The sequence below is a fragment of the Phycicoccus sp. Soil748 genome, from assembly GCF_001428025.1.
Classification (GTDB): domain Bacteria; phylum Actinomycetota; class Actinomycetes; order Actinomycetales; family Dermatophilaceae; genus Pedococcus.
In genome coordinates, this window is the sequence record NZ_LMSC01000009.1 from 130,321 (window position 1) to 152,444 (window position 22,124).

At 72.2% G+C, this 22,124-nt stretch carries 20 protein-coding genes and 1 tRNA gene; 12 read left to right on the forward strand and 9 right to left on the reverse strand.

What is annotated here, in order from left to right; genetic code table 11:
• The first annotated feature begins 81 nt into the window (after window positions 1-81).
• From ASG70_RS14575 to ASG70_RS14590, 4 genes are all read left to right on the forward strand, one after another.
• The gene (locus tag ASG70_RS14575) at window positions 82-822 is read left to right on the forward strand and encodes an amino acid ABC transporter ATP-binding protein (RefSeq protein WP_156400028.1); all 741 of its coding nucleotides are present in this window, start codon (window positions 82-84) and stop codon (window positions 820-822) included.
• A gap of 91 nt (window positions 823-913) precedes the next feature.
• Window positions 914-1,747, forward strand: a complete 834-nt coding sequence (locus ASG70_RS14580; protein WP_056884585.1) for a glutamate ABC transporter substrate-binding protein — start codon at window positions 914-916, stop codon at window positions 1,745-1,747.
• Window positions 1,748-1,851: 104 nt separating this feature from the next.
• Window positions 1,852-2,514 (forward strand): amino acid ABC transporter permease, encoded by a 663-nt coding sequence (locus tag ASG70_RS14585; RefSeq protein WP_056884586.1) that lies wholly within the window; start codon window positions 1,852-1,854, stop codon window positions 2,512-2,514.
• Complete coding sequence (locus tag ASG70_RS14590) at window positions 2,511-3,428, forward strand: amino acid ABC transporter permease (RefSeq protein WP_056884587.1); 918 nt, start codon at window positions 2,511-2,513, stop codon at window positions 3,426-3,428. The genes ASG70_RS14585 and ASG70_RS14590 overlap by 4 nt, the downstream gene beginning before the upstream one ends.
• Window positions 3,429-3,486: 58 nt before the next feature.
• Here the strand turns inward: ASG70_RS14590 and ASG70_RS14595 are convergent.
• The 3 genes from ASG70_RS14595 to dnaG all read right to left on the reverse strand — a co-directional run bounded on the left by ASG70_RS14595 (window position 3,487) and on the right by dnaG (window position 6,169).
• Window positions 3,487-3,559 (reverse strand) — tRNA-Asn (locus ASG70_RS14595).
• 88 nt (window positions 3,560-3,647) lie between these two features.
• The gene (locus ASG70_RS14600) at window positions 3,648-4,178 is read right to left on the reverse strand and encodes a hypothetical protein (protein WP_056884588.1); all 531 of its coding nucleotides are present in this window, start codon (window positions 4,176-4,178) and stop codon (window positions 3,648-3,650) included.
• The gene (gene dnaG, locus ASG70_RS14605; protein ID WP_056884589.1) at window positions 4,178-6,169 is read right to left on the reverse strand and encodes a DNA primase; all 1,992 of its coding nucleotides are present in this window, start codon (window positions 6,167-6,169) and stop codon (window positions 4,178-4,180) included. The genes ASG70_RS14600 and dnaG overlap by 1 nt, the downstream gene beginning before the upstream one ends.
• Window positions 6,170-6,297: 128 nt before the next feature.
• Between dnaG and ASG70_RS14610 the strand changes: the two genes are divergently transcribed.
• The 4 genes from ASG70_RS14610 to ASG70_RS14625 all read left to right on the forward strand — a co-directional run bounded on the left by ASG70_RS14610 (window position 6,298) and on the right by ASG70_RS14625 (window position 11,128).
• On the forward strand, window positions 6,298-7,425 hold the full coding sequence (locus ASG70_RS14610) for a lysylphosphatidylglycerol synthase domain-containing protein (RefSeq protein WP_056884590.1): 1,128 nt from the start codon (window positions 6,298-6,300) through the stop codon (window positions 7,423-7,425).
• 104 nt (window positions 7,426-7,529) lie between these two features.
• On the forward strand, window positions 7,530-8,558 hold the full coding sequence (locus ASG70_RS14615; RefSeq protein WP_056884591.1) for an iron ABC transporter substrate-binding protein: 1,029 nt from the start codon (window positions 7,530-7,532) through the stop codon (window positions 8,556-8,558).
• Entirely contained in the window at window positions 8,559-10,094 is a 1,536-nt protein-coding gene (locus ASG70_RS14620) for an iron ABC transporter permease (RefSeq protein ID WP_056884592.1), read from the forward strand.
• Window positions 10,091-11,128, forward strand: a complete 1,038-nt coding sequence (locus tag ASG70_RS14625) for an ABC transporter ATP-binding protein (protein WP_056884593.1) — start codon at window positions 10,091-10,093, stop codon at window positions 11,126-11,128. Before ASG70_RS14620 ends, ASG70_RS14625 begins: the two co-directional genes overlap by 4 nt.
• A gap of 61 nt (window positions 11,129-11,189) precedes the next feature.
• On the opposite strand, the gene ASG70_RS14630 is transcribed toward ASG70_RS14625, so the two are convergent.
• Both ASG70_RS14630 and ASG70_RS14635 read right to left on the reverse strand, forming a co-directional pair.
• Window positions 11,190-12,428 (reverse strand): deoxyguanosinetriphosphate triphosphohydrolase, encoded by a 1,239-nt coding sequence (locus tag ASG70_RS14630; protein WP_056884594.1) that lies wholly within the window; start codon window positions 12,426-12,428, stop codon window positions 11,190-11,192.
• Between the two features lie 10 nt (window positions 12,429-12,438).
• Complete coding sequence (locus ASG70_RS14635) at window positions 12,439-13,113, reverse strand: YdeI family protein (protein ID WP_056884595.1); 675 nt, start codon at window positions 13,111-13,113, stop codon at window positions 12,439-12,441.
• Between the two features lie 87 nt (window positions 13,114-13,200).
• Between ASG70_RS14635 and ASG70_RS14640 the strand changes: the two genes are divergently transcribed.
• On the forward strand, window positions 13,201-13,761 hold the full coding sequence (locus ASG70_RS14640) for a type 1 glutamine amidotransferase domain-containing protein (protein WP_056884596.1): 561 nt from the start codon (window positions 13,201-13,203) through the stop codon (window positions 13,759-13,761).
• 72 nt (window positions 13,762-13,833) lie between these two features.
• Here the strand turns inward: ASG70_RS14640 and ASG70_RS14645 are convergent, their stop codons facing one another.
• A complete protein-coding gene (locus ASG70_RS14645; protein ID WP_056884597.1) occupies window positions 13,834-15,591 on the reverse strand; it encodes a S8 family serine peptidase in 1,758 nt (585 codons plus the stop codon).
• Between the two features lie 171 nt (window positions 15,592-15,762).
• Entirely contained in the window at window positions 15,763-17,007 is a 1,245-nt protein-coding gene (dusB, locus tag ASG70_RS14650) for a tRNA dihydrouridine synthase DusB (RefSeq protein ID WP_056884598.1), read from the reverse strand.
• Between the two features lie 38 nt (window positions 17,008-17,045).
• Here dusB and ASG70_RS14655 point away from each other — a divergent pair, with 38 nt between their 5' ends.
• From ASG70_RS14655 to ASG70_RS14665, 3 genes are all read left to right on the forward strand, one after another.
• Complete coding sequence (locus ASG70_RS14655; RefSeq protein WP_056884599.1) at window positions 17,046-17,882, forward strand: sulfurtransferase; 837 nt, start codon at window positions 17,046-17,048, stop codon at window positions 17,880-17,882.
• 93 nt (window positions 17,883-17,975) lie between these two features.
• On the forward strand, window positions 17,976-19,577 hold the full coding sequence (locus ASG70_RS14660; protein WP_082590834.1) for an FAD-dependent monooxygenase: 1,602 nt from the start codon (window positions 17,976-17,978) through the stop codon (window positions 19,575-19,577).
• 10 nt (window positions 19,578-19,587) lie between these two features.
• On the forward strand, window positions 19,588-20,235 hold the full coding sequence (locus ASG70_RS14665; protein WP_056884601.1) for an ATP-binding protein: 648 nt from the start codon (window positions 19,588-19,590) through the stop codon (window positions 20,233-20,235).
• Here ASG70_RS14665 and ASG70_RS14670 read toward each other — a convergent pair.
• Both ASG70_RS14670 and ASG70_RS14675 read right to left on the reverse strand, forming a co-directional pair.
• Window positions 20,232-20,840: a DNA-binding response regulator gene (locus ASG70_RS14670; protein ID WP_056884602.1), complete on the reverse strand. Its 609-nt coding sequence runs from the start codon at window positions 20,838-20,840 to the stop codon at window positions 20,232-20,234. The genes ASG70_RS14665 and ASG70_RS14670 overlap by 4 nt on opposite strands.
• On the reverse strand, window positions 20,837-22,063 hold the full coding sequence (locus ASG70_RS14675) for a sensor histidine kinase (protein ID WP_235531518.1): 1,227 nt from the start codon (window positions 22,061-22,063) through the stop codon (window positions 20,837-20,839). The genes ASG70_RS14670 and ASG70_RS14675 overlap by 4 nt, the downstream gene beginning before the upstream one ends.
• Between the last annotated feature and the right edge of the window lie 61 nt (window positions 22,064-22,124).

Below are 22,124 nucleotides of genomic sequence, written 5' to 3' on the forward strand. Positions count from 1 at the left end.
ACCACTTCGGCAGGTTGCCGTTGCGTGACGGTCCCGGTGCGGGTGGTCCCGCGAGGGGCGCGTAGCGGTAGGTTGCCGGACATGACGGAGCCACTCGTCGTCCTCAAGGACGTCAACAAGCACTTCGGCGACCTGCACGTCCTGCGCGACATCAACCTGTCGATCGGGGCCGGCGAGGTCGTCGTGGTCATCGGTCCCTCGGGGTCCGGCAAGTCCACGCTCTGCCGCACCATCAACCGGCTCGAGACCTTCGAGACCGGCTCTATCACCATCGACGGCAAGACGCTGCCCGAGGAGGGCAAGGAGCTCGCGCAGCTGCGCGCCGACGTCGGCATGGTGTTCCAGTCGTTCAACCTCTTCGCCCACAAGACGATCCTCGACAACGTCACCCTCGGCCCGATCAAGGCGCGCAAGACGCCGAAGGCACAGGCCGAGAAGCGCGCCATGGAGCTGCTCGAGCGCGTCGGGGTGGCCCACCAGGCGCAGAAGTTCCCGGCACAGCTCTCCGGCGGGCAGCAGCAGCGCGTGGCGATCGCGCGCTCCCTCGCCATGGACCCCAAGGTCATGCTCTTCGACGAGCCCACCTCGGCCCTGGACCCCGAGATGATCAACGAGGTCCTCGACGTGATGGTCGAGCTGGCCAAGGAGGGCATGACGATGGTCGTCGTCACGCACGAGATGGGCTTCGCCCGCAAGGCCGCCAACCGTGTCGTCTTCATGGCCGACGGCCAGATCGTCGAGGAGCAGGCGCCCGAGGCGTTCTTCACGGCGCCGAAGTCCGACCGCGCCAAGGACTTCCTCGGGAAGATCCTCACCCACTGAACGGTCCGGCCAGCTCGCTGGACGGCCGCACCTCGCTCGACCTGCTCGACCGCGTCGCACCGGCGTCGCGACCACACCCAGGAGGAAACACATGAAGGTTCGCCAGTTTGGTGCGATCGCCGCCGCATCGGTGATCGCGCTCAGCCTGACCGCGTGCGGGGACAGCGCCAAGGACAGTGGCGGTGGCGGCGGCGGTGACTTCAAGATCGGCATCAAGTTCGACCAGCCCGGTCTCGGCCTCAAGGAGGGCTCCAGCTACACCGGTTTCGACGTCGACGTCGCGACCTACGTGGCCAAGGAGCTCGGCCACGACGCCAAGGACATCTCGTGGGTCCAGGCCCCGTCGGCCCAGCGCGAGACGCTGATCTCCACCGGCCAGGTGAAGATGGTCGTCGCGACCTACTCGATCACCGACGAGCGCAAGCAGAAGGTGTCCTTCGCCGGCCCCTACTTCATCGCCGGCCAGGACCTGCTCGTCCGCAGCGACGAGAGCACCATCACCGGCCCCGAGACCCTCACCGGCAAGCGCCTGTGCTCGGTCAAGGGCTCGACCTCTGCCCAGAAGGTCAAGGACAAGTACCCGGGCGTGCAGCTCCAGGAGTTCGGCACCTACTCCGAGTGCGTCGCGGCGCTGGTCTCCAAGGGCGTCGACGCCCTCACGACCGACAACACGATCCTCGCGGGCTACGCCTCGCAGGACCAGTACAAGGGCAAGCTCAAGGTCGTCGGCAAGACCTTCTCCGAGGAGCGCTACGGCATCGGCCTCAAGAAGGGCGACAAGGCCATGTGCGAGAAGGTCAACACCGCGATCGCCAAGATGATCAGCTCCGGCGAGTGGCAGAAGGCCGTCGACAAGAACCTCGGCCCCGCCGGGTTCAAGGTCGACAGCGCCACCAACCCGCCCAAGCAGGACGCCTGCGCCTGACGGCCTGAGCGCCGGGTACGCCGCCCGCTCCCCTCCGCGTGGAGCGCGAGCGGGCGGCGTACCGCCTCACCCCTGCCCCCACCCTGCGACGGAAGGTTCCCTGCATGGGCGACATCCTGGGCAGCTACGACGTGCTCGGCGCGTTCTGGCTGACGATCCGGCTGGCCTTCTTCGGGGCCCTCGGCGCGCTGGTCCTCGGGACCGTCGTCGCCGTCATGCGCGTCTCCCCCGTGGCCGTGCTGCGCCTGCTGGGCACGAGCTACGTCAACGTGTTCCGCAACGTCCCGCTCACGCTGATGATGGTCCTCAGCGTCCTCGGCGTCACCTACATCATGGGCCTGCCGCTGTCGCAGGACGTGCAGCAGAACGCCATCCGCTGGGCGATCGTGGTCCTGTCGGTCTACCACGCGGCGTTCGTCTGCGAGGCCCTGCGGTCCGGCGTCAACACCGTGCCGGCCGGCCAGGCCGAGGCCGCACGCGCGGTGGGCCTGACGTTCGGCCAGAGCATGGTCAACGTCATCCTGCCGCAGGCGTTCCGCGGCTCGGTCGCGCCGCTCGGCTCGGTCCTCATCGCCCTCATCAAGAACACCACCGTCGCCGCGGTCATCGGCACCGCCGACGCGGCCGGCCTCATGCAGGAGGTCATCGAGAACGAGACCGGGTCCTTCTCCGTCTTCGCCATCTTCGCGATCGGGTTCGTCATCCTCACCCTGCCGCTCGGCCTGCTGTTCACCCACCTGTCGCGACGCCTGGCGGTGAAGCGGTGAGCGCCTCCGTCCTCTTCGACGCCCCCGGCCCGCGGGCCCGTCGCCGCCACGCCGTCCTCGCCGCGCTGGGCCTCGTCGTGGCCATCGGGGTCCTCGTCCTGGTCGTGCTCAAGATGAAGGACGCCAACCAGCTCCAGGGCGCCTTGTGGAAGCCGTTCGTCACCGACCGGGCGGTGTGGCGCGACTACCTCGTGCCCGGCCTGCTCGGGACGTTCAAGGCCGCGGCGATCTCCATCGTCCTGGCCGGGGTCTTCGGCATCGTGTTCGGCGTCGGGCGCCTGTCGTCCATCACCTCGTTGCGCTGGGCCTGTGGCGTCGTCGTGGAGTTCTTCCGCGCCGTACCCGTCCTGCTCATGATGATCTTCGCCTACTTCGGGCTGTATGCCCGGGGCACGTTGTTCTCCGCGGAGACCGCCCCGCTGGCCGCCGTGGTCACCGGCCTGACGCTCTACAACGGCTCCGTCATCGCCGAGCTGGTCCGCTCCGGCGTCTTCTCCCTGCCCAAGGGCCAGTCCGAGGCCGGCCTGTCGCTGGGGCTGACGCGCTCGCAGGTGATGCGCTCGATCCAGCTGCCGCAGGCCCTGACCGCGATGCTGCCGGCCCTGATCGGCCAGTTCGTCGTCATCCTCAAGGACTCGGCGCTGGGTTACCAGGTGACCTACCTCGAGCTCCTGAACTGGAGCAAGACGCTCGGGTCGGCGTTCGCCAACACCGTGCCGGCCTACCTCGTCGCGGCACTGCTGTTCATCGTCATCAACTACGCCCTGACCGTCGTCGCCTCACGGGTCCAGCGCCGGCTGTCGCGGCGCGGTCGCGCGGTGGTCGGCGGTGGCGGCCCGGTGACCGGCACGACGGCCGAGCAGTCCACCCTGGGCGGCGAGGGCGTCGTCAACACCGACGCCACCAACACCTGACGGTCCGAGCTCGGACACGACGAAGGCCCGGGTCCTGTGACCCGGGCCTTCGTGGTTGCTCCCCCGGTTGGACTCGAACCAACAACCTGCCGATTAACAGTCGGCTGCTCTGCCAATTGAGCTACAGGGGAAAGTGCTTCGGCGGGNGGGTCGGCGGCACCTCCCCAGATGGTCGCGGAACCGGCTTCCTGCCGCGCTCGGGGGCACCGCTGCGCGGGCTCAGGAGAGGCCGACCTGCTCGCGCAGGTAGTCCAGCGCCTGGTCGGCGGCGAGCGCCACCTCGGGGTCGTCGGCCCGTACGTTCCTGCCCAGGACGACCTGCTCGACAAGGTCCCCGGTGGCGAGGTCCTGGCGGATCACGGCCCGGGCGGAGCGGCGCGGACCCACCTCGAACTTCTGGGCCAGCACCACGCTGGCCTGCACCCGCTCGCGCAGCGTCTCCGGCAGCAGGGACGAATCGCCCAGCACCCACTGCGCCGGTGCGGCGCGGTCGACCCACGTCACCGTCAGCTGGTGCAGCTCGGCCGACCACGACCCCGCGTCGACCTCGTGCCACGGCCGGGCGACGACGCGCGTCCCCGTCGCGTCGACGGCATACAGGCCGTGGGTGGTGGCGACCACGGTGGTGCCGGTCGGCCGGCCACCGGCCTCCTCGGCGGCGAAGGACAGCACCCTCTCGCGCGGACCGAGCGCGAGGGCCTGCTTGACCGCCTCGGGGAGCTTGGCGCCGCGGCGCAGCGAGATGCCCATCAGCTCGCCCGGTCGCGCAGCCGGGCCAGCTCGCGCTGGAGGTCCTGCAGCTCGCCGCTGAGGTCGCGCGCCTGCGCGGGGTCGGTATGGGGGTCGGCGGCCATGCGGCGCATCGCGGACATGGCGTCGCCGATCTTGCGGGTCAAGGAGACCTCCTGGACGCGCACGAGGAGCGCGTCGACGTAGCGGCGCTCGGGCAGCCCCGTCGCCTTGTCGAAACGGGTGGGCAGGGGCGCCACGGCGAGCTCGGAGACGAGGCCACGTACGGACAACGGGGCGGCCTCGGCCACGGTGTCGGCCCAGGCCTGGGTCGACAGCCCACGACGGGGGCCACCCGCGGCGCGGATGCCGTCGAAGACCGCCCGGTGGGCCGGCGCGGTGAAGGCCTCCGCGTCGAGGCTGTCGATGTCGGCGGGCTCGAAGCTGTCGGGGTACTGCAACAGGGTCTGCAGCAGCTGCCGCTCGGCGAACACCACGGGGTCCCGCAGGTCGGGGGCCGGCAGCGCCGCTCGCGCCTCCTCGAAGGACGGCTCGGGGACCATGTCGGCGTCCGCGCGCTGGCCGCGCTGGGGGTGACCCGGAGCCTGACCGGCTCCGCCACCCGTACCGGCACCGGGCCTGGCGTCGCCGTCGGCCTTGGCGTCGCGGGCGGCGAGGCGCTGCGCGCGGGAGACCTCCGCCTGGACCTGCTCCACCTCGACGCCGATCCACCCGGCCACGGTGCGGATGTACTCCGGGCGCATCGAGCTGTCGCGGATGCTGTTGACGATCGGCGCCGCCGCGCGCATCCCCTGCACCCGGCCCTCCGCCGTCGACAGGTCGAACCGTGCGATGGTGGTGCGCACGGCGAACTCGAACATCGGCACGGCGTCGTCGACGAGGTGGCGCACGGCGTCGTCGCCCTTGGCGATCCGGAGCTCGCACGGGTCCATTCCGCCGTCGGCCACGGCCACGAACGACTGGGAGGCCCAGCGCTGGTCCTCGCCGAACGCCTTCATGGCCGCCTTCTGCCCGGCGGCGTCACCGTCGAAGGTGAAGACGACGCGCGCAGGGGCGAGGTCGGCCTCGTCGCGCATGATGCGGCGCAGCACCTTGATGTGGTCGACACCGAACGCGGTGCCACAGGTGGCGACCGCACCCTCGATGCCGGCGAGGTGGCAGGCCATGACGTCGGTGTAGCCCTCGACGACCACGGCCTTGCGGTCCCCCGCGATCGACTTCTTCGCCAGGTCGAGGCCGTAGAGGACGGTGGACTTCTTGTAGATGGGCGTCTCGGAGGTGTTGAGGTACTTCGCGGCGATCCGGTCGTCGTCGAACAGGCGGCGCGCGCCGAAGCCGACCGTGTCGCCGGTGATGTCGCGGATGGGCCAGACCAGCCGTCCACGGAACCGGTCGTAGAGCCCCCGGCTCCCCCGGCCCGACAGGCCACCGATGGTCAGCTCGTCGTCGGTGAAGCCCTTGGACCGCAGGTGGCGCGAGAGCTCCTCGCCGCCGCGGGGGGCGAACCCCACGCCGAAGCGCTTGGCCGCCTCGCTGTCGAACCCCCGCTCGCGCAGGAAGTCGCGCCCGATCCGCGCCTCCGGGGAGTTGAGCAGCGCGTGGTGGTAGAACTCCTGCGCCGCCCGGTGGGCCTCCAGCAGGCGCGAGCGCCGGCCGAGGCTCTCTCCGTCGCGCGGGCGCCCACCCTCCTCGTAGTGCAGCTCCATCCCGAGCTTCTGGGCCAGCCGCTCGACCGACTCGCTGAACGTCAGGTGCTCGACCTTCTGCACGAACGAGATGACGTCGCCGCCCTCGCCGCAGCCGAAGCAGTGCCAGGCGCCGACGGTGGGCCGGATGTTGAAGGAGGGCGTCTTCTCGTCGTGGAAGGGGCACAGCCCCTTCATCGAGCCCGGGCCCGCGGGTCGCAGCGTCACGTGCTCGCGCACGACGTCCTCGATCGACGACCGCTCCTTGACGAGCGCGACGTCCTCGGCCTTGATCCGACCCGCCACTGGCCCTCCTTGTCGCGGCCGAGTCTAGGTGGTCCGCCGATGCCGTCGTGGCGCTCCCCCACAGTCCCGTCGCAGGCGGGGGACCTTGGGCCCGGCCGAGGACGCCTGCACGGCCGCAGACTGCAGTCATGACCGGGGAGGGTCGTCGTGTCGCCCGCCGGGCCGTCGAGGCGCTGGCCGCCGTCGCGACGGCTGTGGTGCTGCTCACCCTCGGCCTGCCGCGGATCGCCAATGCCACGTGGACGGAGATCGGCACGGTGCTCGGCTCCGTGCCGCTGCCCTGGTTCGTCCTGCTCGCGGCGGTGTGGCTGGCGGGGCTGTGGGTCCACACCATCGTGCTGGTGGCTGCCCTCCCGGGGCTCAGCCACCGGCGCGCCTTCTTCCTCAACATCTCCGGCAGCAGCGTGTCCAACGTCGTGCCCCTCGGTGGCGCCCTCGGCACGGCCGTCAACTGGTGGTCCTGCCGGCGGTGGGGCTTCACCACGACCGCGTTCGTGCGGTGGGCCCTGGTGACGAACATCTGGGACGTCCTCGGGCGGCTCGTGGTGCCTGCGGTGGCCCTCGGGTGGTTCGGCCTCGAAGGGCGCGGTGAGGGCGACCTGCTCCTCAGCGCCGGCCTCGGGTCGGTCGCCGCACTCCTCGCGGCAGCCGCGCTCACCGCGTTCCTGCTCCGCACCGACGTCGGGGCGCGGCGGCTCGGCGCGGCCGCCGACCGCCTCCAGGTCCGTCTGCACCGCACGGCGGGAGGCCAGGAGGCCCGCGCCGTGGAGATGCGGGGCGCCATCATCGAGCTCGTCCGGCACGCGTGGCCACGCCTCACGGCGGGCAAGCTGCTGTACGCCGCCGCGCAGGCCGCCCTGCTGTGGCTGTGCCTCGCAGCGGTCGGCACCCCGCCGGCAGCCTCCGTCGTCTTCGCGGCGTTCGCCGTCGAGCGGGTGCTCTCCCTCGCGGTGGTCACCCCGGGCGCCACCGGGTTCGTGGAGCTCGGCATGACCGCCTACCTCGTGCGGATGGGCGCGAACCCGGCCTCCGCGGCCGCCGGAGTCCTGCTCTACCGGTTCTTCGTCATCGGCATGGAGGTCCCCGTGGGCGGCACGCTGCTGCTCGGGTGGACGGCGCGCCAGATGCTCCACAGCGGCGTACGTGGCGCGAGCGCAACCGAGGCCCTGGGCGGTGCGGCGCGGAGCGAGGCACCCCCCGACGTTCCGTCGTCCGGAATGCCGATTTCGACTGAGCCGGAGGCGAGAGTAAGGTAAGCCTTGCCTTCTCAACGGCGAGGACGCCCAGCGCGCGACCACCGACCACGGTGCCAGACGCGCGCCCCTTCCCTGCAGCCGACCCCCAGGAGTACCCGACCGTGATGCCCCGACGCACCGTCCTCGTCGCCCTGGCGGCGACTGCCGCCCTCGGCCTCGCCGGCTGCGGCGGCGGGACCCTCGAGGCCGGCAAGAACCTCGACCCGGACAAGCTCACGATCTACAGCGCGCAGCACGAGAACCTCACCGAGGCCTGGGCCAAGAAGTTCCAGGAGGAGAGCGGCATCAAGGTCCAGATCCGCTACGGCAGCGACTCCTCGATGGGATCGCAGATCGTGCAGGAGGGCGACAGGTCGCCGGCCGACGTCTTCCTCACCGAGAACTCGCCCGCCATGACCACGGTGCAGCGCGCCGGGCTGCTCGCCCCGGTCGACGCCTCGACCATCGCCCAGGTCGGCTCCGGCTACGCGCCGTCCTCCAAGGACTGGGTCGGCATCGCCGCGCGCTCGACCGTCCTGGTCTACAACCCCGACAAGATCTCGGCGGCCGAGCTGCCGAAGTCGATCATGGACCTGCAGGACCCGAAGTGGTCGGGCAAGTGGGGTGCTGCCGCGGGCGGCGCCGACTTCCAGGCCATCGTCAGCGCCATCCTGGCGACCCAGGGCGAGGCCAGGACGCAGGCCTGGCTCAAGGGACTCAAGGACGGCGCGAAGATCTACCAGAACAACATCGCCGTGATGAAGGCCGTCAACGCCGGCCAGGTCCCTGTCGGGATCATGTACCACTACTACTGGTACCGCGACCAGGCCCTGACCAAGGCCGGCAGCAAGAACACCAAGCTCCTCTACTTCCGCAACCAGGACCCGGGTGCCTTCGTCAGCATCTCCGGCGGTGCGGTGCTGAAGTCGAGCAAGCACGCGGCCAACGCGCAGAAGTTCCTCGCCTTCATCACCGGCAAGGAGGGGCAGACCATGCTCGCCACCAGCGACGCCAAGGAGTACGCCGTCGGCAACGGTGTCGCGTCCGACAAGGCCCTCGAGCCGCTCGAGTCGCTGCAGGCGCCCAAGGTCGACCCCTACACCCTGAACGGCCCCAAGGTCATCGAGCTGATGACCGCCGCGGGCATCCTCTAGGTGGCTCGTCGCCGGCGCGGCCCCTCCGCGCCCACCGCAGTCGTCACGGCCAGCCTGGCCGTGGCGGCGCTGTGCGTGCTGCCCCTGCTCGTGGTCGTGTCGACCGCGTTCGACACCGGCCTCGGCCAGGCGTGGTCGCTGCTGTGGCGTCCGCGGGTCGGCGAGCTGCTGCGCAACACCGCCTCGCTCGTGGTCGTCACCGTCGCCCTCACCACCGTGCTGGGTATCGGGACCGCCTGGCTCGTGGAGCGCACCTCGCTCCCGGGAGCGAAGTACTGGCGGGTGCTGATGGTCGCGCCGCTGGCGGTCCCCGCCTTCGTCAACAGCTACGCGTGGGTCACCGTCCGCCCGGACCTCGAAGGGCTCCGCGGCGCCGTGCTGGTCACCACGCTGTCCTACTTCCCGTTCGTCTTCCTGCCTGTGGCGGCGGTGCTGCGCGGGCTCGACCAGGCCATGGAGGACTCCTCGCGCTCGCTCGGGCAGGGCCCGTGGCGCACCTTCTTCCGTGCCGTCCTGCCGCAGCTGCGCCCGGCGATGCTCGGCGGCATGCTGCTGGTGTCGCTGCACCTGCTCTCGGAGTTCGGCGTGCTGGCGATGCTTCGCTTCCCGACCTTCACCACCGCGATCCTCGAGCAGTTCCAGGTCGCGTTCAGCAACAGCGCCGGCAGCGTCCTGGCCCTGGTGCTCATCGCCCTCTGCCTGGGGCTGCTCACGGTGGAGGCGCTGCTGCGCGGCACCGTCCGGCTCGCGAGGTTCGGCCGCGGCGCCGCCCGTCGCGCGCTCCCGGCCCGGCTCGGCCGCTGGACGGTCCCGTCCCTGCTGGCGATGACGGCCCTGACCGCCCTGTCGCTGGGCGTGCCGTTGGGGAGCCTCGTCTACTGGCTGGCTGCCGGCAGCGCGCAGGTCGACCCGGCCCAGGTGGCCAGGACCCTGGGCAGCACGCTCGGCCTCGGTCTCGGCGCGGGTGTCGTCACCGTCGTCGCGGCGTTCCCCATCGCGTGGCTCATCGCCCGCCGCCGCAGCTGGCTGTCGGTGCTGGTCGAGCGCGCCACCTACGTCGCCTCGTCGCTGCCCGGTGTGGTCATCGCGCTCGCCCTGGTCACCCTGTCGGTCAAGTACGCCAACGCCGTCTACCAGACCAGCGTCGTCCTCGTCGCGGCCTACGCGATCCTGTTCATCCCCCGCGCCATGGTCAGCATCCGCGCGGCCATGGCCCACGCGCCCGAGGAGCTGACCGACGCCGCCCGCGCCCTCGGCGACAGCCCGTGGCGCGCCTTCACCCGCGTCCTGGTCCCCCTGACGCTGCCGGGCACGCTGGCCGGCTTCGCCATGGTGTTCATCGCCGTGTCGACCGAGCTCACCGCCACCCTGCTGCTCGCGCCGACCGGCACCCAGACACTGGCCACCGCGTTCTGGAGTGCGAGTGAGAGCATCGACTACGCGGGCGCGGCACCGTACGCCGCCGCGATGGTCCTGGTGTCCGCCCCGCTCACCTACCTGCTGCTGCGACGACCCGATGAGGAGCCTGCGCTGTGACCACCCTGCGTGTTGCCGGGGTCGACGCGTCCTACGGACCGCGTCCCGTCCTGCACGGCATCGACCTCGTGGTGCCCTCCGGGACGACCACGGCCATCCTCGGCCCCTCGGGCTGCGGCAAGACGACGCTGCTGCGGGTCGTGGCCGGGTTCCAGACCCCCGACGCAGGGACGGTCCAGCTCGACGACCGCACCGTCGTCGGACCCGACACCTGGGTCCCCCCGGAGCGTCGTGGCATCGGCTACGTGCCGCAGGAGGGCAACCTCTTCCCCCACCTGTCGGTCGGCGCCAACGTGTCCTACGGCCTCCCCCGTGCGGCGCGGCGCACCGGCGCCCGGGTCGGCGAGCTGCTCGAGCTGGTGGGCCTGACCCCCGACCTCGCCAAGCGCCGCCCCGACCAGCTGAGCGGCGGCCAGCAGCAGCGCGTCGCGCTGGCCCGGGCGCTGGCCCGCCGGCCCAGCGTGGTGCTCCTCGACGAGCCGTTCTCCTCCCTCGACGCCGGCCTGCGTGCCTCGACGCGCCAGGCCGTCGCCGACGCCCTGGCCCACGAGGGCGTGACCGTGGTGCTGGTGACCCATGACCAGTCCGAGGCGCTGTCGTTCGCCGACGAGGTGGCGATCATGCACGAGGGCCGCTTCGCCCAGGTGGGCGCCCCGACGGAGGTGTATGCCACGCCGGCCGACCGGCACGCCGCGGCGTTCCTCGGTGACGCGGTGTTCCTGCGTGGACGCGCCGAGGGCACGTCCGTGGCGACCGCACTCGGACGGCTCAAGGTGCACCAGCCCGCCCCGGCCGGCACGGTCGACGTGCTGCTTCGGCCCGAGCAGATCCAGCTCGGCAGCGTCGCCCCCGGCCACCCCTGCGCCGAGGTCCTCTCGACGACCTACTTCGGCCACGACGCCCTGGTGGCACTGCGCCTGCAGGGCGACCACACGGTCGTCACTGCGCGCATCCACGGCACCGAGGTGCCCTCCACCGGCACGATCGTGGGGCTCAGCGTCATCGGCGAGGCCCGCGCCTTCACCCCCGCCTGACGCGGTCCGTCCCGCTCCCGGCGTCGTCGCCGGCGTCAGGGGCGGCGGCGCCGGTGACGCCTCAGCACCAGCGCTCGTGCAGCGCGAGGGCCCGCACGTCGCTGAGCGAGGCCACCTGGTCGACCACGACGCGCAACGCCTCGGCGTCGGAGGCGGCCGCCTTCCAGTCCGCGAGCAGGTCGGGGTCGAGCCGTCCGGGCGGATCGGCCTGGTAGGCCTCGACGAGGGAGCGCACGACCTGCCGCTGCCCGGCCATGACGGTCACGCGCTCCTGGGCGTGCATGACGAAGTGGGCTGCCACCGCCTTGAGCACGGCGCACTCCGCCCTGGTGTCGTCGGGGACGACGAGGTCGGCGTCGTAGCGGGTCAGCGAGCCCGAACCGTGGCGCTCGCGAGTGGCCACCTCGACGGCGAGGACGAAGCGGCCGATGAGCCGGGAGGTCATGTCCTTCAAGGCTGCCCGGTCGCTGCGCCCGCCGTCGTACGTCGTGGGGACCGCACCGCTCGCGAGGACGCGTTCGAGGGCGGCGCCGAGGGCGTCGGAGCCGAGGTCGGCGGCGTAGAGCCCCGTGGCCACGGCGACCACGCTGTCGACGTCGGTGGCGTCGCGCAGCCGCCGGACGTCGAGGCGCCCGGAGGCGATGGCGTCCTCGACGTCGTGGACGGAGTAGGCCACGTCGTCGGACCAGTCCATGACGTCGGCCTCGATGCAGCGGGTGCCCGGTTCGCGGCCTGCGCGGTACCACTCGTACACCGGGAGGTCGTCGGCGTAGACGCCGAACTTCACCGTGGGCCCGACCGCAACCGGCGCCGCTCCTCGGGCCCAGGGGTACTTCGTCGTCGCGTCGAGGCTCGCCCGGGTGAGGTTGAGTCCTGCTGGGCGGCCGTCGGCGTGGGTGCGCTTGGGCTCGAGCCGGGTGAGCAGCCTCAGGGTCTGGGCGTTGCCCTCGAAGCCGCCGATGTCCGTGGCCACCGCGTCGAGCGCCTGCTCACCGTTGTGGCCGAAGGGAGGGTGACCGAGGTCGTGGGCCAGGCAGGCGGTGTCGACGACGTCGGCGTTGCAGCCCAGGGCTGCGCCGAACTCGCGACCGATCTGGGCCACCTCGAGGGAGTGCGTCAGCCGGTTGCGGACGAAGTCGTCGTCGCTGGGTTGGACCACCTGCGTCTTGGCCGACAGCCGTCGTAGGGAGGCCGAGTGCACGAGTCGGGCGCGGTCCCGGGCGAAGTCGTCACGGTCGGCGCGCTTGAGCACCGGGTCCTCGCGGACCCAGCGCTCGCGGTCGGCCTCGGTGTATCCCACGCGGGGAACTCTAGGCTCCGGCTCCCCCGGCGGCGGCAGCCGCCTCGGCCGCCGCTGCCGCGCGCTCCACCCACCGGGGCTGCTCGCCGTAGCGCTGCGACGGGATGAGCCGGCCGTGCGAGCTGTCGTCGACGAGCTGGGTCATCCGCTTGTGCCGCGTGGCCTCCTGCTTGGCCGTGAGCACCCAGTTGACGGCGAGCTTGCGGTAGGACGGGGTGGCCACCTCCCAGAACGCGGCCGCGCGCGGGTCGGCGGCGAGCTGCTCTGCGTACGCCGCGGGCAGCTCACGCTCGCGGTTCTCGTAGGCGTAGACCCCCGACCGCTCTGGGCTGCGGCGCTCGTAGGCAGCCAACCCCGGCGGCTGCATGCGCCCTTCGACGAGGAGGCGCTCGACGGTGGTGATGTTGACCGTGCTCCAGTTGCTCGAGGCCTTGCGCGGCGTCCACCGCTGGCGCACGGAGTGCTCGTCGACGCGCTGGGCGACCGAGTCGATCCACCCCCAGCACAGGGCCTCGACGACGGCGGCCTCCCAGGTCAGGCCGCGCTCGGGCACGTGCTTCTTGTACAGGCCCATCCACAGCTCCGTCGCCGAGTCGTGGTTGGCCTCCAGCCACGCCCAGAACTCCTGTGGCCCCGAGAAGAAGGTCGCCGGCCGCTCCGGGGTCCCACCGGGTGTCCCGATCATGGGCACAGCGTGCCACGGCCCACCGACAAGGAGCCCGGGACGGCTGCTCCGATTGCGGCGCGCAGCCACTCACCGCAGGGTGGAGACATGAGCCATCTGAGTGGAAAGACCATCGCCTTCCTCGTCGCCTCCGAGGGCATCGAGCGCGTCGAGCTGACCGACCCGTGGCAGGCCGTCACGGACGCCGGTGCCCAGCCCGTCCTGCTCTCCCCGGAGTCCGGCGAGGTGCAGACCTTCGACCACCTCGACAAGGCCGAGACGCGGCCGGTCGACAAGACCGTGTCGTCAGCCTCGGTCGACGACTACGACGCCCTCGTGCTGCCGGGCGGTGTGGCGAACCCCGACGCCCTGCGCACCGACGACGACGCCGTCGCGTTCGTCCGTGACTTCGTCGCCAGCGGCAAGCCCGTGGCGGCCATCTGCCACGCGCCGTGGACCCTCATCGAGGCCGACGTCCTCAAGGGGCGCACCGTCACGAGCTGGCCCAGCCTGCAGACCGACCTGCGCAACGCCGGCGCCGAGTGGGTCGACAAGGAGGTCGTCGTCGACGGCAACCTCATCACCAGCCGCAACCCCGACGACCTGCCGGCCTTCAACAGCCAGCTCCTCGAGTCGCTGGCCCACGGAGCGGCGGCGCAGGAGGCCTGACAGCCCGCAGGGACCGCTGCACGACGAGGCGGTGGACGCTCGCCCGGTGGCGAGCCTCCACCGCCCCTGTCGCTACCTCACGACGCCCAGGGCGTTGACGATGCCGTCCCCGTAGAAGCCGTTGAAGGCACGGCTCCCGACGCACAGGGCGTCGAACTCTGCCGTCCGGCCCACGTCGACGTACGACTGGAGCGCGGGGGTGGGACAGGCGTGGTTGGTCGCAGTGTCCATGAGGAGCCGGCGCACACGGTCGGGCGCGAGCCCGAACCCGCTGCCGCCCACGACCTTTCCGTGCGCCGAGACCGCGAGGGCCGCAACTCCTGCGGCGTGCGGTGAGGCCATCGACGTGCCCTGGAGGTACTGGTAGTAGCCGCAGGCGCTCGCGCCCGGGGCGGGACGGCTCGTGCAGGCCTTCATGGTGCCCAGCGACTCCCCCAGCGGTGTGACGTCGCCGTTGGCGTCGACCTGTCCCTCGGCGACCATCACGTTGCGCGGGGCCGTCGACAGGATGAGGTTCTCGTTGGTGAGGTACGAGTCCGTGCCGAGACCGTCGCGGTACCAGCCGCCGGGAGCCGACACCTCGAGCTCACCCGAGCGCAGGTTGCCGGCGTGGTTGGAGTAGTCGGCCTTGCGCGCCGACGGCCCCAGGGCGGAGACGCCGATGACGTGGGGACCTTCGACCGGGAGGTCGAGGCAGCTCGCGTCGTCGATCGTGCGCGAGTGCTCCGTGCCCACCGGGAAGTCCGGGCTCGAGACGTCGGTGCGCGGGTGGGAGACGTCGTCGTGGTCGTTGCCCAGCGCAGCCACGAGGGTGACGCCCTTGCGGTGGGCGTAGTTCAGCGCCCGGGTCATCGTCTCGATGATGAGGTCCTGCTCGGCCGCCTGCTCCGGTGTGTCCTCCGGGGCACCGCCCCGACAGTTGTAGAGCCAGGGGTCGACGTAGAAGGACATGTTCACCACGTCGATGCCGACGTCGCCCGAGTAGGTCAGCGCGTTGGCCGTGGGAGCGAGGAAGAAGTAGCCGCTGTCCTGGCCGGCGCGGACGTTGACGATGCCCACGTCCGGTGCGACGCCCGACACGCCCATGCCGTTCATGGCTGCCGCCATCGTGCCGGCGACGTGGGTGCCGTGGCCGTCGTCGTCGACGTCGGCGGGGTCGACACAGGACGCGACCTCGCAGGGACCGTCGATGACGGGCATGTCCTTGGTGAAGTTGCGGGACAGCGTCCGGTCGAAGTTGGCGGCGAGGTCAGGGTGGGTGCCGTCGACCCCGGTGTCCATGACGCCGACCCGCACCCGCTTGTCTCCCAGCTGCTTCGCGTGGGCGGCGGGGGCCTTGATCATGTCCATGCCCCACAGCAGGCTGTCCAGTGGGTCCGAGGGCCCCTTGGTGGCAGCCGCCGACTGCGCACTCCGCGCTCCTGCGGCGCTCGCCCCCGCCGAGGTGCGCAGGGACGACTGGTGCTCCTTGAGGACGGCGACCTTCACCTTGGCCGCGTCGGGCGACCTGCCGACGACACCGTCGCGACCGGCGACCTGGACGCCGGGCAGGGCACGGGCGCGGGCGAGGAACACGCTCGAGGTCGACTCCACGGCGACCATGCCGATGGCCCGGTTGACCGAGCTGACCTGGCCACCCGCGCCACGCAGCGCTTCGGCCAGGGTGTCCGCGTCGGCTGCGCGGTCGGCGAGGATGACGTAGCGGGTGCTGGCGGCTGCACCGACCTGCGTCGTCGCGGTGTGTGTGGCCGCGGCTGCTGTCGTCCCAGCCAGAGCCGACGTGGCCAGGGCCACCGCTCCGGTGATGGCGACCGTGCGGGATCGTCGCATCTGTGCTCTCCTCCATCGGGATGAGCCAAGTACGGATGGCTCATCGCTCACCGTAGGGACCTGGCCCGTGGAGGGGATGAGCCGAAAAGCGTGTCCATGACGAGGAGTTCGTCCCTCGACGAGGGGTATGTCCCAGGCCGGTCGAGGGACAGCGGGCTCCCCCCTGCCCGGTCAGCCCCCGGAGACGGACAGCTCGGCCTGCGCGACCGCCTCGCGTGACGCGTCGTCCAGGGTCCGGGAGCTCAGCCAGCCGTCGGGCAGCGCGACGTGTCGGGGTGAACCGGCCCGCCCCCGCTGCCCCTCGGCGGCCTCTCCCGGCCAGGGGGCGTCGGCCTCCATGGTGGCGATCAGCGCGTCGAGCGCCTCCAGCGAGTCGACCAGCGCCAGCAAGTGCCGCACCGTCGAGCCGGCGGGGAATCCCTTGAGGTACCAGGCGATGTGCTTGCGGATGTCGCGGCAGGCCTTGTACTCGTCACCGTAGAAGTCGACGAGGTACTCGGTGTGACGGCGCATCGTGGCCGTCACCTCCCCCAGCGTGGGCTGCGCCCGCGCCGTGGTGCCGGCGAACGCCGCGGCGAGGTCGGTGAACAGCCAGGGCCGCCCCAGGCACCCGCGGCCGACGACGACGCCGTCGCACCCCGTCTCGTGCACCATGCGCACCGCGTCCTCGGCCGACCAGATGTCGCCGTTGCCGAGGACCGGGACGGTCCGCACCGTCTCCTTGAGCCGGGCGATGGCGCTCCAGTCGGCCTGCCCCGAGTAGGCCTGCGACGCCGTACGGCCATGCAGCGCAACGGCGGCCACGCCTGCGCGTTCGGCGGTGAGGCCGGCCTCGAGGTAGGTCAGGTGGTCGTCGTCGATGCCCTTGCGCATCTTCACGGTGACCGGCACGTCGTACGGGCTCGCCTCCCGCACCGCGGTGGTCACGATGGCCTCGAAGAGATCCTTCTTCCACGGCAGCGCCGCGCCGCCACCCTTGCGGGTGACCTTCGGGACCGGGCAGCCGAAGTTGAGGTCGATGTGGTCGGCCCGGTCCTCGGTGACGAGCATCCGCACCGCCGCCCCGACCGTCGCGGGGTCGACGCCGTAGAGCTGGATCGACCGGGGCGACTCCTCCGGGTCGTGCTCGATCAGCCTCATCGACTCCGGGGTGCGCTCGACCAGCGCGCGGGAGGTGATCATCTCGCTGACGTAGAGCGACGTGGCGCCACTCGCGCCACCCGCTTCCAGCCCGTTCTCGCCGTACTCGCGGCACAGCTTGCGGAACGCCCGGTTGGTGATGCCGGCCATCGGCGCGAGCACGACGGGCGACCCGATGGTGTGGCGCCCGATCTGCAGCGGCGGCAGCACGGCGGTGCCGGGCGTCGCGGTGCCGGGGCGCGGCGCGTGGGTCTGGGGTGCGGTGGTGGCGGTCATGGCGGCACCAGTGTCCCATCTGCTGCTTGACTGGCCGAATGAGCGCCCTCGTCGATGCCGCCGACCTGCGAGCCGAGCTCGCCCAGCCCTCCCCGCCCGTCGTCATCGACGTGCAGTGGGTCCTCACCGGCGCGCAGGGGCCGAGCGGCCGTGAGCGGTATGCCGCGGAGCACCTGCCCGGGGCCGCGTACGTCGACCTCGACGCCGAGCTCGCCGGCCCGCCAGGACCCCGTGGTAGGCACCCGCTGCCCGATCCCCAGGTCGTCGCGGCGGCGCTGCGGCGTGCCGGGGTCGACCAGGACAGCCGGGTGGTCGTGTACGACCAGGGGCCGTCCTTCGCGGCGGCACGCGCATGGTGGGTGCTGCGCTGGGTCGGGCTCCAGGACGTGCGGGTGCTCGACGGCGGGCTGTCCGCGTGGGTCGAGGACGGCGGGCCGACGACGGCCGAGGTCCCGGTGGCAGGCGCAGGCGCTTTCACCGCACGGCCGGGATCGCTACCCGTCCTCGACGCGGACGCAGCCGCGAAGGTCGCCCGCACGGGGACCCTGGTGGACGCGAGGGCGGCGGAACGGTTCGCAGGGCTGTCCGAGCCGATCGACCCGGTGGCCGGCCACATCCCCGGCGCGGTCAATGCCCCGACGACCGACAACGCCCGACCCGACGGCAGGTTCCTCGAGCCGGCTGAGCTGCGGGAGCACTACTCCCGGTTGGGGATCGGCACCGCCAGCGCACCTGTGGGCGTCTACTGCGGCTCGGGCGTCACTGCCGCGCACGCCCTGCTGGCCATGCACGAGGCGGGCATCGACGCCGCGCTCTACGTCGGGTCGTGGAGCGAGTGGATCACCGACCCTGCCCGCCCGGTCGCCACGGCCTGACCGGCACCTGGGCGACGCCGCGCGGCCGGCGCCTCGTCCGCCACCCCACCCACGACGAAGGCGAGGGGCACTGCTCCTCGCCACTACCAAGGTATAGCGCGACCGGGGGCTTGCGGCAAGGCCCCCGGGGTGCTCCACACTGGGCGGCCGTGCCCGGCGACGGGCGGTGACGAGCAGGGGGAGATGAACGTGGTGGACATGGTGGACGTGGCGGTCGTGGGCGGCGGTCCGACGGGCCTGATGCTGGCTGGTGAGCTCGCCCTGGCAGGCGTCGACGTCGTGGTCCTGGAGCGTCGGCCGACAGCCGAGCTGCTGGGGTCACGCGCCGGTGGCTTCCACGCGCGCACGATCGAGATCCTCGACCAGCGGGGCATCGCCGAACGGTTCCTGGCCGAGGGCAAGACCTACGACGTGCCGTACTCGGGGCGGCTCATGCTCGACATGAGCGACTTCCCGACCCGGCACCCGTACACGCTCGGCCTGTGGCAGAACCACATCGAGCGGATCCTGGCCGGCTGGGTCGAGGAGCTGGGCGTGCCGACCCGTCGCGGGGTCGAGGTCACGGGCCTCGTCGAGGGCGACGACGGTGTCGACGTGCGGCTGAACGGCGGTGAGGGGGTGCGGGCGCAGTACGTCGTCGGCGCCGACGGTGGGCGCAGCGCGGTCCGCAAGGCCGCCGGGATCGAGTTCCCCGGGTGGGAGGCGACCCAGAGTGCGCTCATCGCCGAGGTCGAGGTCACCGAGGAGCTGCCCCAGGGCGTGAAGCTCGACGCCCACGGGGTGCACGGGCTCAGCTTCATGGAGAACGGGCACACCGTGCGGGTGGTCTCCGGCGAGGCAGAGCTGGGCGCCACGACCGAACCCACGCTGGCCGACCTCAGCGCCAACCTGCAGGCGGTCTACGGCACCGACTTCGGCGTCCACGACCCGACGTGGATCTCGAGGTTCACCGACGCGACCCGCCAGGCGGCGACGTACCGCAAGGGCAGGGTCCTGGTGGCCGGCGACGCTGCCCACATCCACTCCCCCGCCGGCGGTCAGGGCATCGGGCTCGGGGTCCAGGACGCGGTGAACCTGGGCTGGAAGCTCGCGCAGGTGGTGCACGGCGTCTCGCCCGAGACACTGCTCGACACCTACCACGCCGAGCGCCACCCGGCGGACGCCCGTGCGCTGGAGTACAGCAAGTCGGTCAGCGCGCTCCAGCGACAGGACGCCCGCATCGCGGCGGTGCGGGAGCTGCTGGACGAGCTGGTGGCCATGGACGAGCCGCGGCGCCACGTCGTGGGCATCATCTCCGGCCTCGACGTGCGCTACGACCTCGGCGAAGGACACCCGCTGCTGGGGCGGCGGATGCCCGACCTCGACCTGCAGGTCGGCGACGAGGTGGTGCGCGTCTACCCGCTGCTGCACTCGGCGCGTCCGGTGCTGGTCAACCTCGGACGGCCCGGAGCCCTGGACGTGGGCTGCTGGGCCGACCGGGTACAGCTCGTCGACGCGTCGTACACAGGGCCATGGGAGCTGCCGGTGGTCGGTGCGGTCGAGGCGCCCCCCGCGGTGCTGGTGCGGCCTGACGGGCACGTGGCGTGGGTCGGCGACGGGACGGGTGCCGGGCTGGTGCAGGCGCTCACGACGTGGTTCGGGACGCCGTCGGGTGGGTCCGGCGCGGGTGCCGAGGAGGCGGCGCCAGGGGCCTAGGGTCGAGGTCGTGAGCGAGCGATCGACGTGGACCGTGACCACCCACGACTGGGCCTGCGACCTCGACGTCGAGCACCTCGCCGATGTGCGTCGCGGTGCGCGGACAGGGCAGGTCGGTGGGCAGGCGTGGGAGGTCGGCGGCCGAAGGCACCTGCTCCTCGAGGTGCTCGCGTACGCCGACGACGAGGCGCAGGCGCTGGGTCGGGTGGGCCGTGCGGTGGTCACGGAGCACGGCGACGGCTCGGTCACCGTGGCCGACGACGGGCGTGGCACCGACACCCGGGTGGACGCTGAGGGTCGCGTCGTCCGCAAGCCGGTGATGGCGACGCGGGACGTCAGGTTCTTCGACGCCGTCGACGGGCCCCGCCTGCCCGACGGCCTACCCAGGCGGGGGATGTCGACGGTGGCCGCCCTCAGCTCGGCGCTCGTGCACGAGAACCACCGGGTCGACGGCGCGTGGTCGCAGACCTACCGCCACGGCCTCCCCGACGACGAGCTGCTGCCGGTCACGCCGGGCGAGGGGCCGGTCACGCCGGGCGAGAGGTCGGGGACCTCGGTGAGGTTCCTGGCCGACGACCTGGCGGGTCCGCGGTCGCTGACGGTCGAGGACCTCGGTGCGTTCACGTGGCTGCGCATCGAGGTGCGCAGCGGTTCCTAGAGCCAGCCGAACTCGTCGGCGATGCGGACCGCGTCAGCCCGGTTGCGCGCCATGGTCTTGCCGATCGCCGAGGACAGGTGGTTGCGCACGGTGCCCTCCGAAAGGCTCACGTGGCGCGCGATGTCCGCGACCGAACCACCCCCCCGGGCGGCGAGCAGCACCTCGGTCTCCCGGGCGGTGAGCGGCGACTCCCCGCCGGAGAGCGAGTCGGCCGCGAGCGCGGGGTCGACCACGCGCAGCCCTGCGGCGACGCGGCGTACCGCCTCCGCGAGCTGGCGCGCCGGGGTGTCCTTGACGACGAACCCGCTCGCGCCGGCCTGCAGGGCGCGCCGCAGGAACCCCGGGCGGCCGAACGTCGTCACGATGAGCACCCGTACCCCCGGCAGCGCCTCGTGCAGCGCGGCGGTGGCGGCGATCCCGTCGAGGCCGGGCATCTCCACGTCGACGAGGGCGACGTCCGGTGAGGTGCGACGGGCAGCCTCGACCACCTCGTCGCCGCGGCCCACCTCGGACACGACCTCCATGTCGGGCTCGAGCCCGAGCAGCGTCGCGAGGGCGCCGCGCACCAGGGCCTGGTCGTCGGCGAGGAGCAGCCTGATCGTCACGCGTCCACCTTCTCACCGGGGTCGACTCCGCCGCCGACGGGTCGGGCCGCCGTGCGCACGGCGAGCTCGAACCCGTGCGGCACCAACCCCCGTGTCCGCAGGTGCGCCCCCGCCGCTTCGGCGCGCTCGGTGAGGCCGAGCAGGCCCGTGCCGGGTGTGCCGGGCACGGGCCCGGTGCCGTCGTCGCGCACGCAGATTCCGGTTTCGTCGAGGGTGACGCTGCAGGTGGTGGCTCCGCTGTGCCGGATCACGTTGGTGACGCCCTCGCGCAGGGTCCAGGCACACACCTCGCGCAGCCGGGTGGGTACGGCGTCGACGGCGGTGGGGAGGTCGGCCTCGATCCCGGCCGTGGCGAGGGCTGCCCGCGCGCGGGCGAGCTCGGCCGGCAGGGACATCTCGCGGAACCCGACCACCGCCTGGCGGACGTCTGCCAAGGCGTCGCGCGCGAGCCGCTCGAGGTCGGCGACCTCGGCGCGGGCCCGCTCGGGGCTGACCTCGAGGAGTCGGGCGGCGAGCTCGGCCTTGACCGTGATGACGGTCAGACTGTGGCCGAGGATGTCGTGGACGTCGCGGGCCATCCGGTTGCGCTCCTCCTGGATGGCCAGCTGCGCGTTCTCCTGGCGCGCCTCGGCGAGGGCGCGCTGGCGCTGCGCCGCCACCATGGCCCCGGTGACGGCAGCCATGGCGAGGACCATGGACATGCTGATGCTCGCGTCGTGGGTCCAGGTGTCGACGTGGAAGGTGAGGAACTCGTAGAGGACCACCAGGACCAGGCCGAGGACCAGGCCCAGCCGCAGCCGGAACGTCCACAGCCCCGAGACCGCGAGGAAGACCCAGGTGCTGGCGCCCTCCTGTCCCACCGTGACGGTCGACAGGGCGGCCAGCACCGCCAGGCCCACCCAGGACAACAGCCCGACCCGGGAGACGTACCAGGTGCGCGGCGGAGTGCCCAGCGCCCCCCAGACGGCTCGACGCAGGTGCAGGAAGTGGGCGAGGTAGAGGACGACGAACGCGACGAGCACCGTCAGCGCCGTGTCCCCGCGCAGCTCGGTCCGGTCGCTCCACGCCGCGGAGAAGGCGTCGGAGAGGAACACGAGCCAGATGCCGGCGAAGAACACGCCGAGCAGGCGCCCGCTGAGCGGCTGGTCCTCGTCGCCGGTGAGCAGCCGGGGACGCGGCTCGGCGAACTCCTCGGCAGGCCGGGGCTCGGGGTGCGTGCTCACAGCCCCAAGCCTCGCAGAGTCGACCTCCGTCGCGGCGGCGAGTGCGGCGATCAGGCGCGAA

Excerpts from the sequence above, each read along its gene's own strand:
- ASG70_RS14635 (WP_056884595.1), bottom strand. The coding sequence starts at position 13,113 with ATGATCGGGACACCCGGTGGGACCCCGGAGCGGCCGGCGACCTTCTTC.
- dusB (WP_056884598.1), bottom strand. The coding sequence starts at position 17,007 with ATGACCGCCACCACCGCACCCCAGACCCACGCGCCGCGCCCCGGCACC.
- ASG70_RS14600 (WP_056884588.1), bottom strand. The coding sequence starts at position 4,178 with ATGGGCATCTCGCTGCGCCGCGGCGCCAAGCTCCCCGAGGCGGTCAAG.
- ASG70_RS14645 (WP_056884597.1), bottom strand. The coding sequence starts at position 15,591 with ATGCGACGATCCCGCACGGTCGCCATCACCGGAGCGGTGGCCCTGGCC.
- ASG70_RS14580 (WP_056884585.1), top strand. The coding sequence starts at position 914 with ATGAAGGTTCGCCAGTTTGGTGCGATCGCCGCCGCATCGGTGATCGCG.
- ASG70_RS14585 (WP_056884586.1), top strand. The coding sequence starts at position 1,852 with ATGGGCGACATCCTGGGCAGCTACGACGTGCTCGGCGCGTTCTGGCTG.
- ASG70_RS14655 (WP_056884599.1), top strand. The coding sequence starts at position 17,046 with ATGAGCGCCCTCGTCGATGCCGCCGACCTGCGAGCCGAGCTCGCCCAG.
- ASG70_RS14610 (WP_056884590.1), top strand. The coding sequence starts at position 6,298 with ATGACCGGGGAGGGTCGTCGTGTCGCCCGCCGGGCCGTCGAGGCGCTG.
- ASG70_RS14575 (WP_156400028.1), top strand. The coding sequence starts at position 82 with ATGACGGAGCCACTCGTCGTCCTCAAGGACGTCAACAAGCACTTCGGC.
- ASG70_RS14615 (WP_056884591.1), top strand. The coding sequence starts at position 7,530 with ATGCCCCGACGCACCGTCCTCGTCGCCCTGGCGGCGACTGCCGCCCTC.
- ASG70_RS14640 (WP_056884596.1), top strand. The coding sequence starts at position 13,201 with ATGAGCCATCTGAGTGGAAAGACCATCGCCTTCCTCGTCGCCTCCGAG.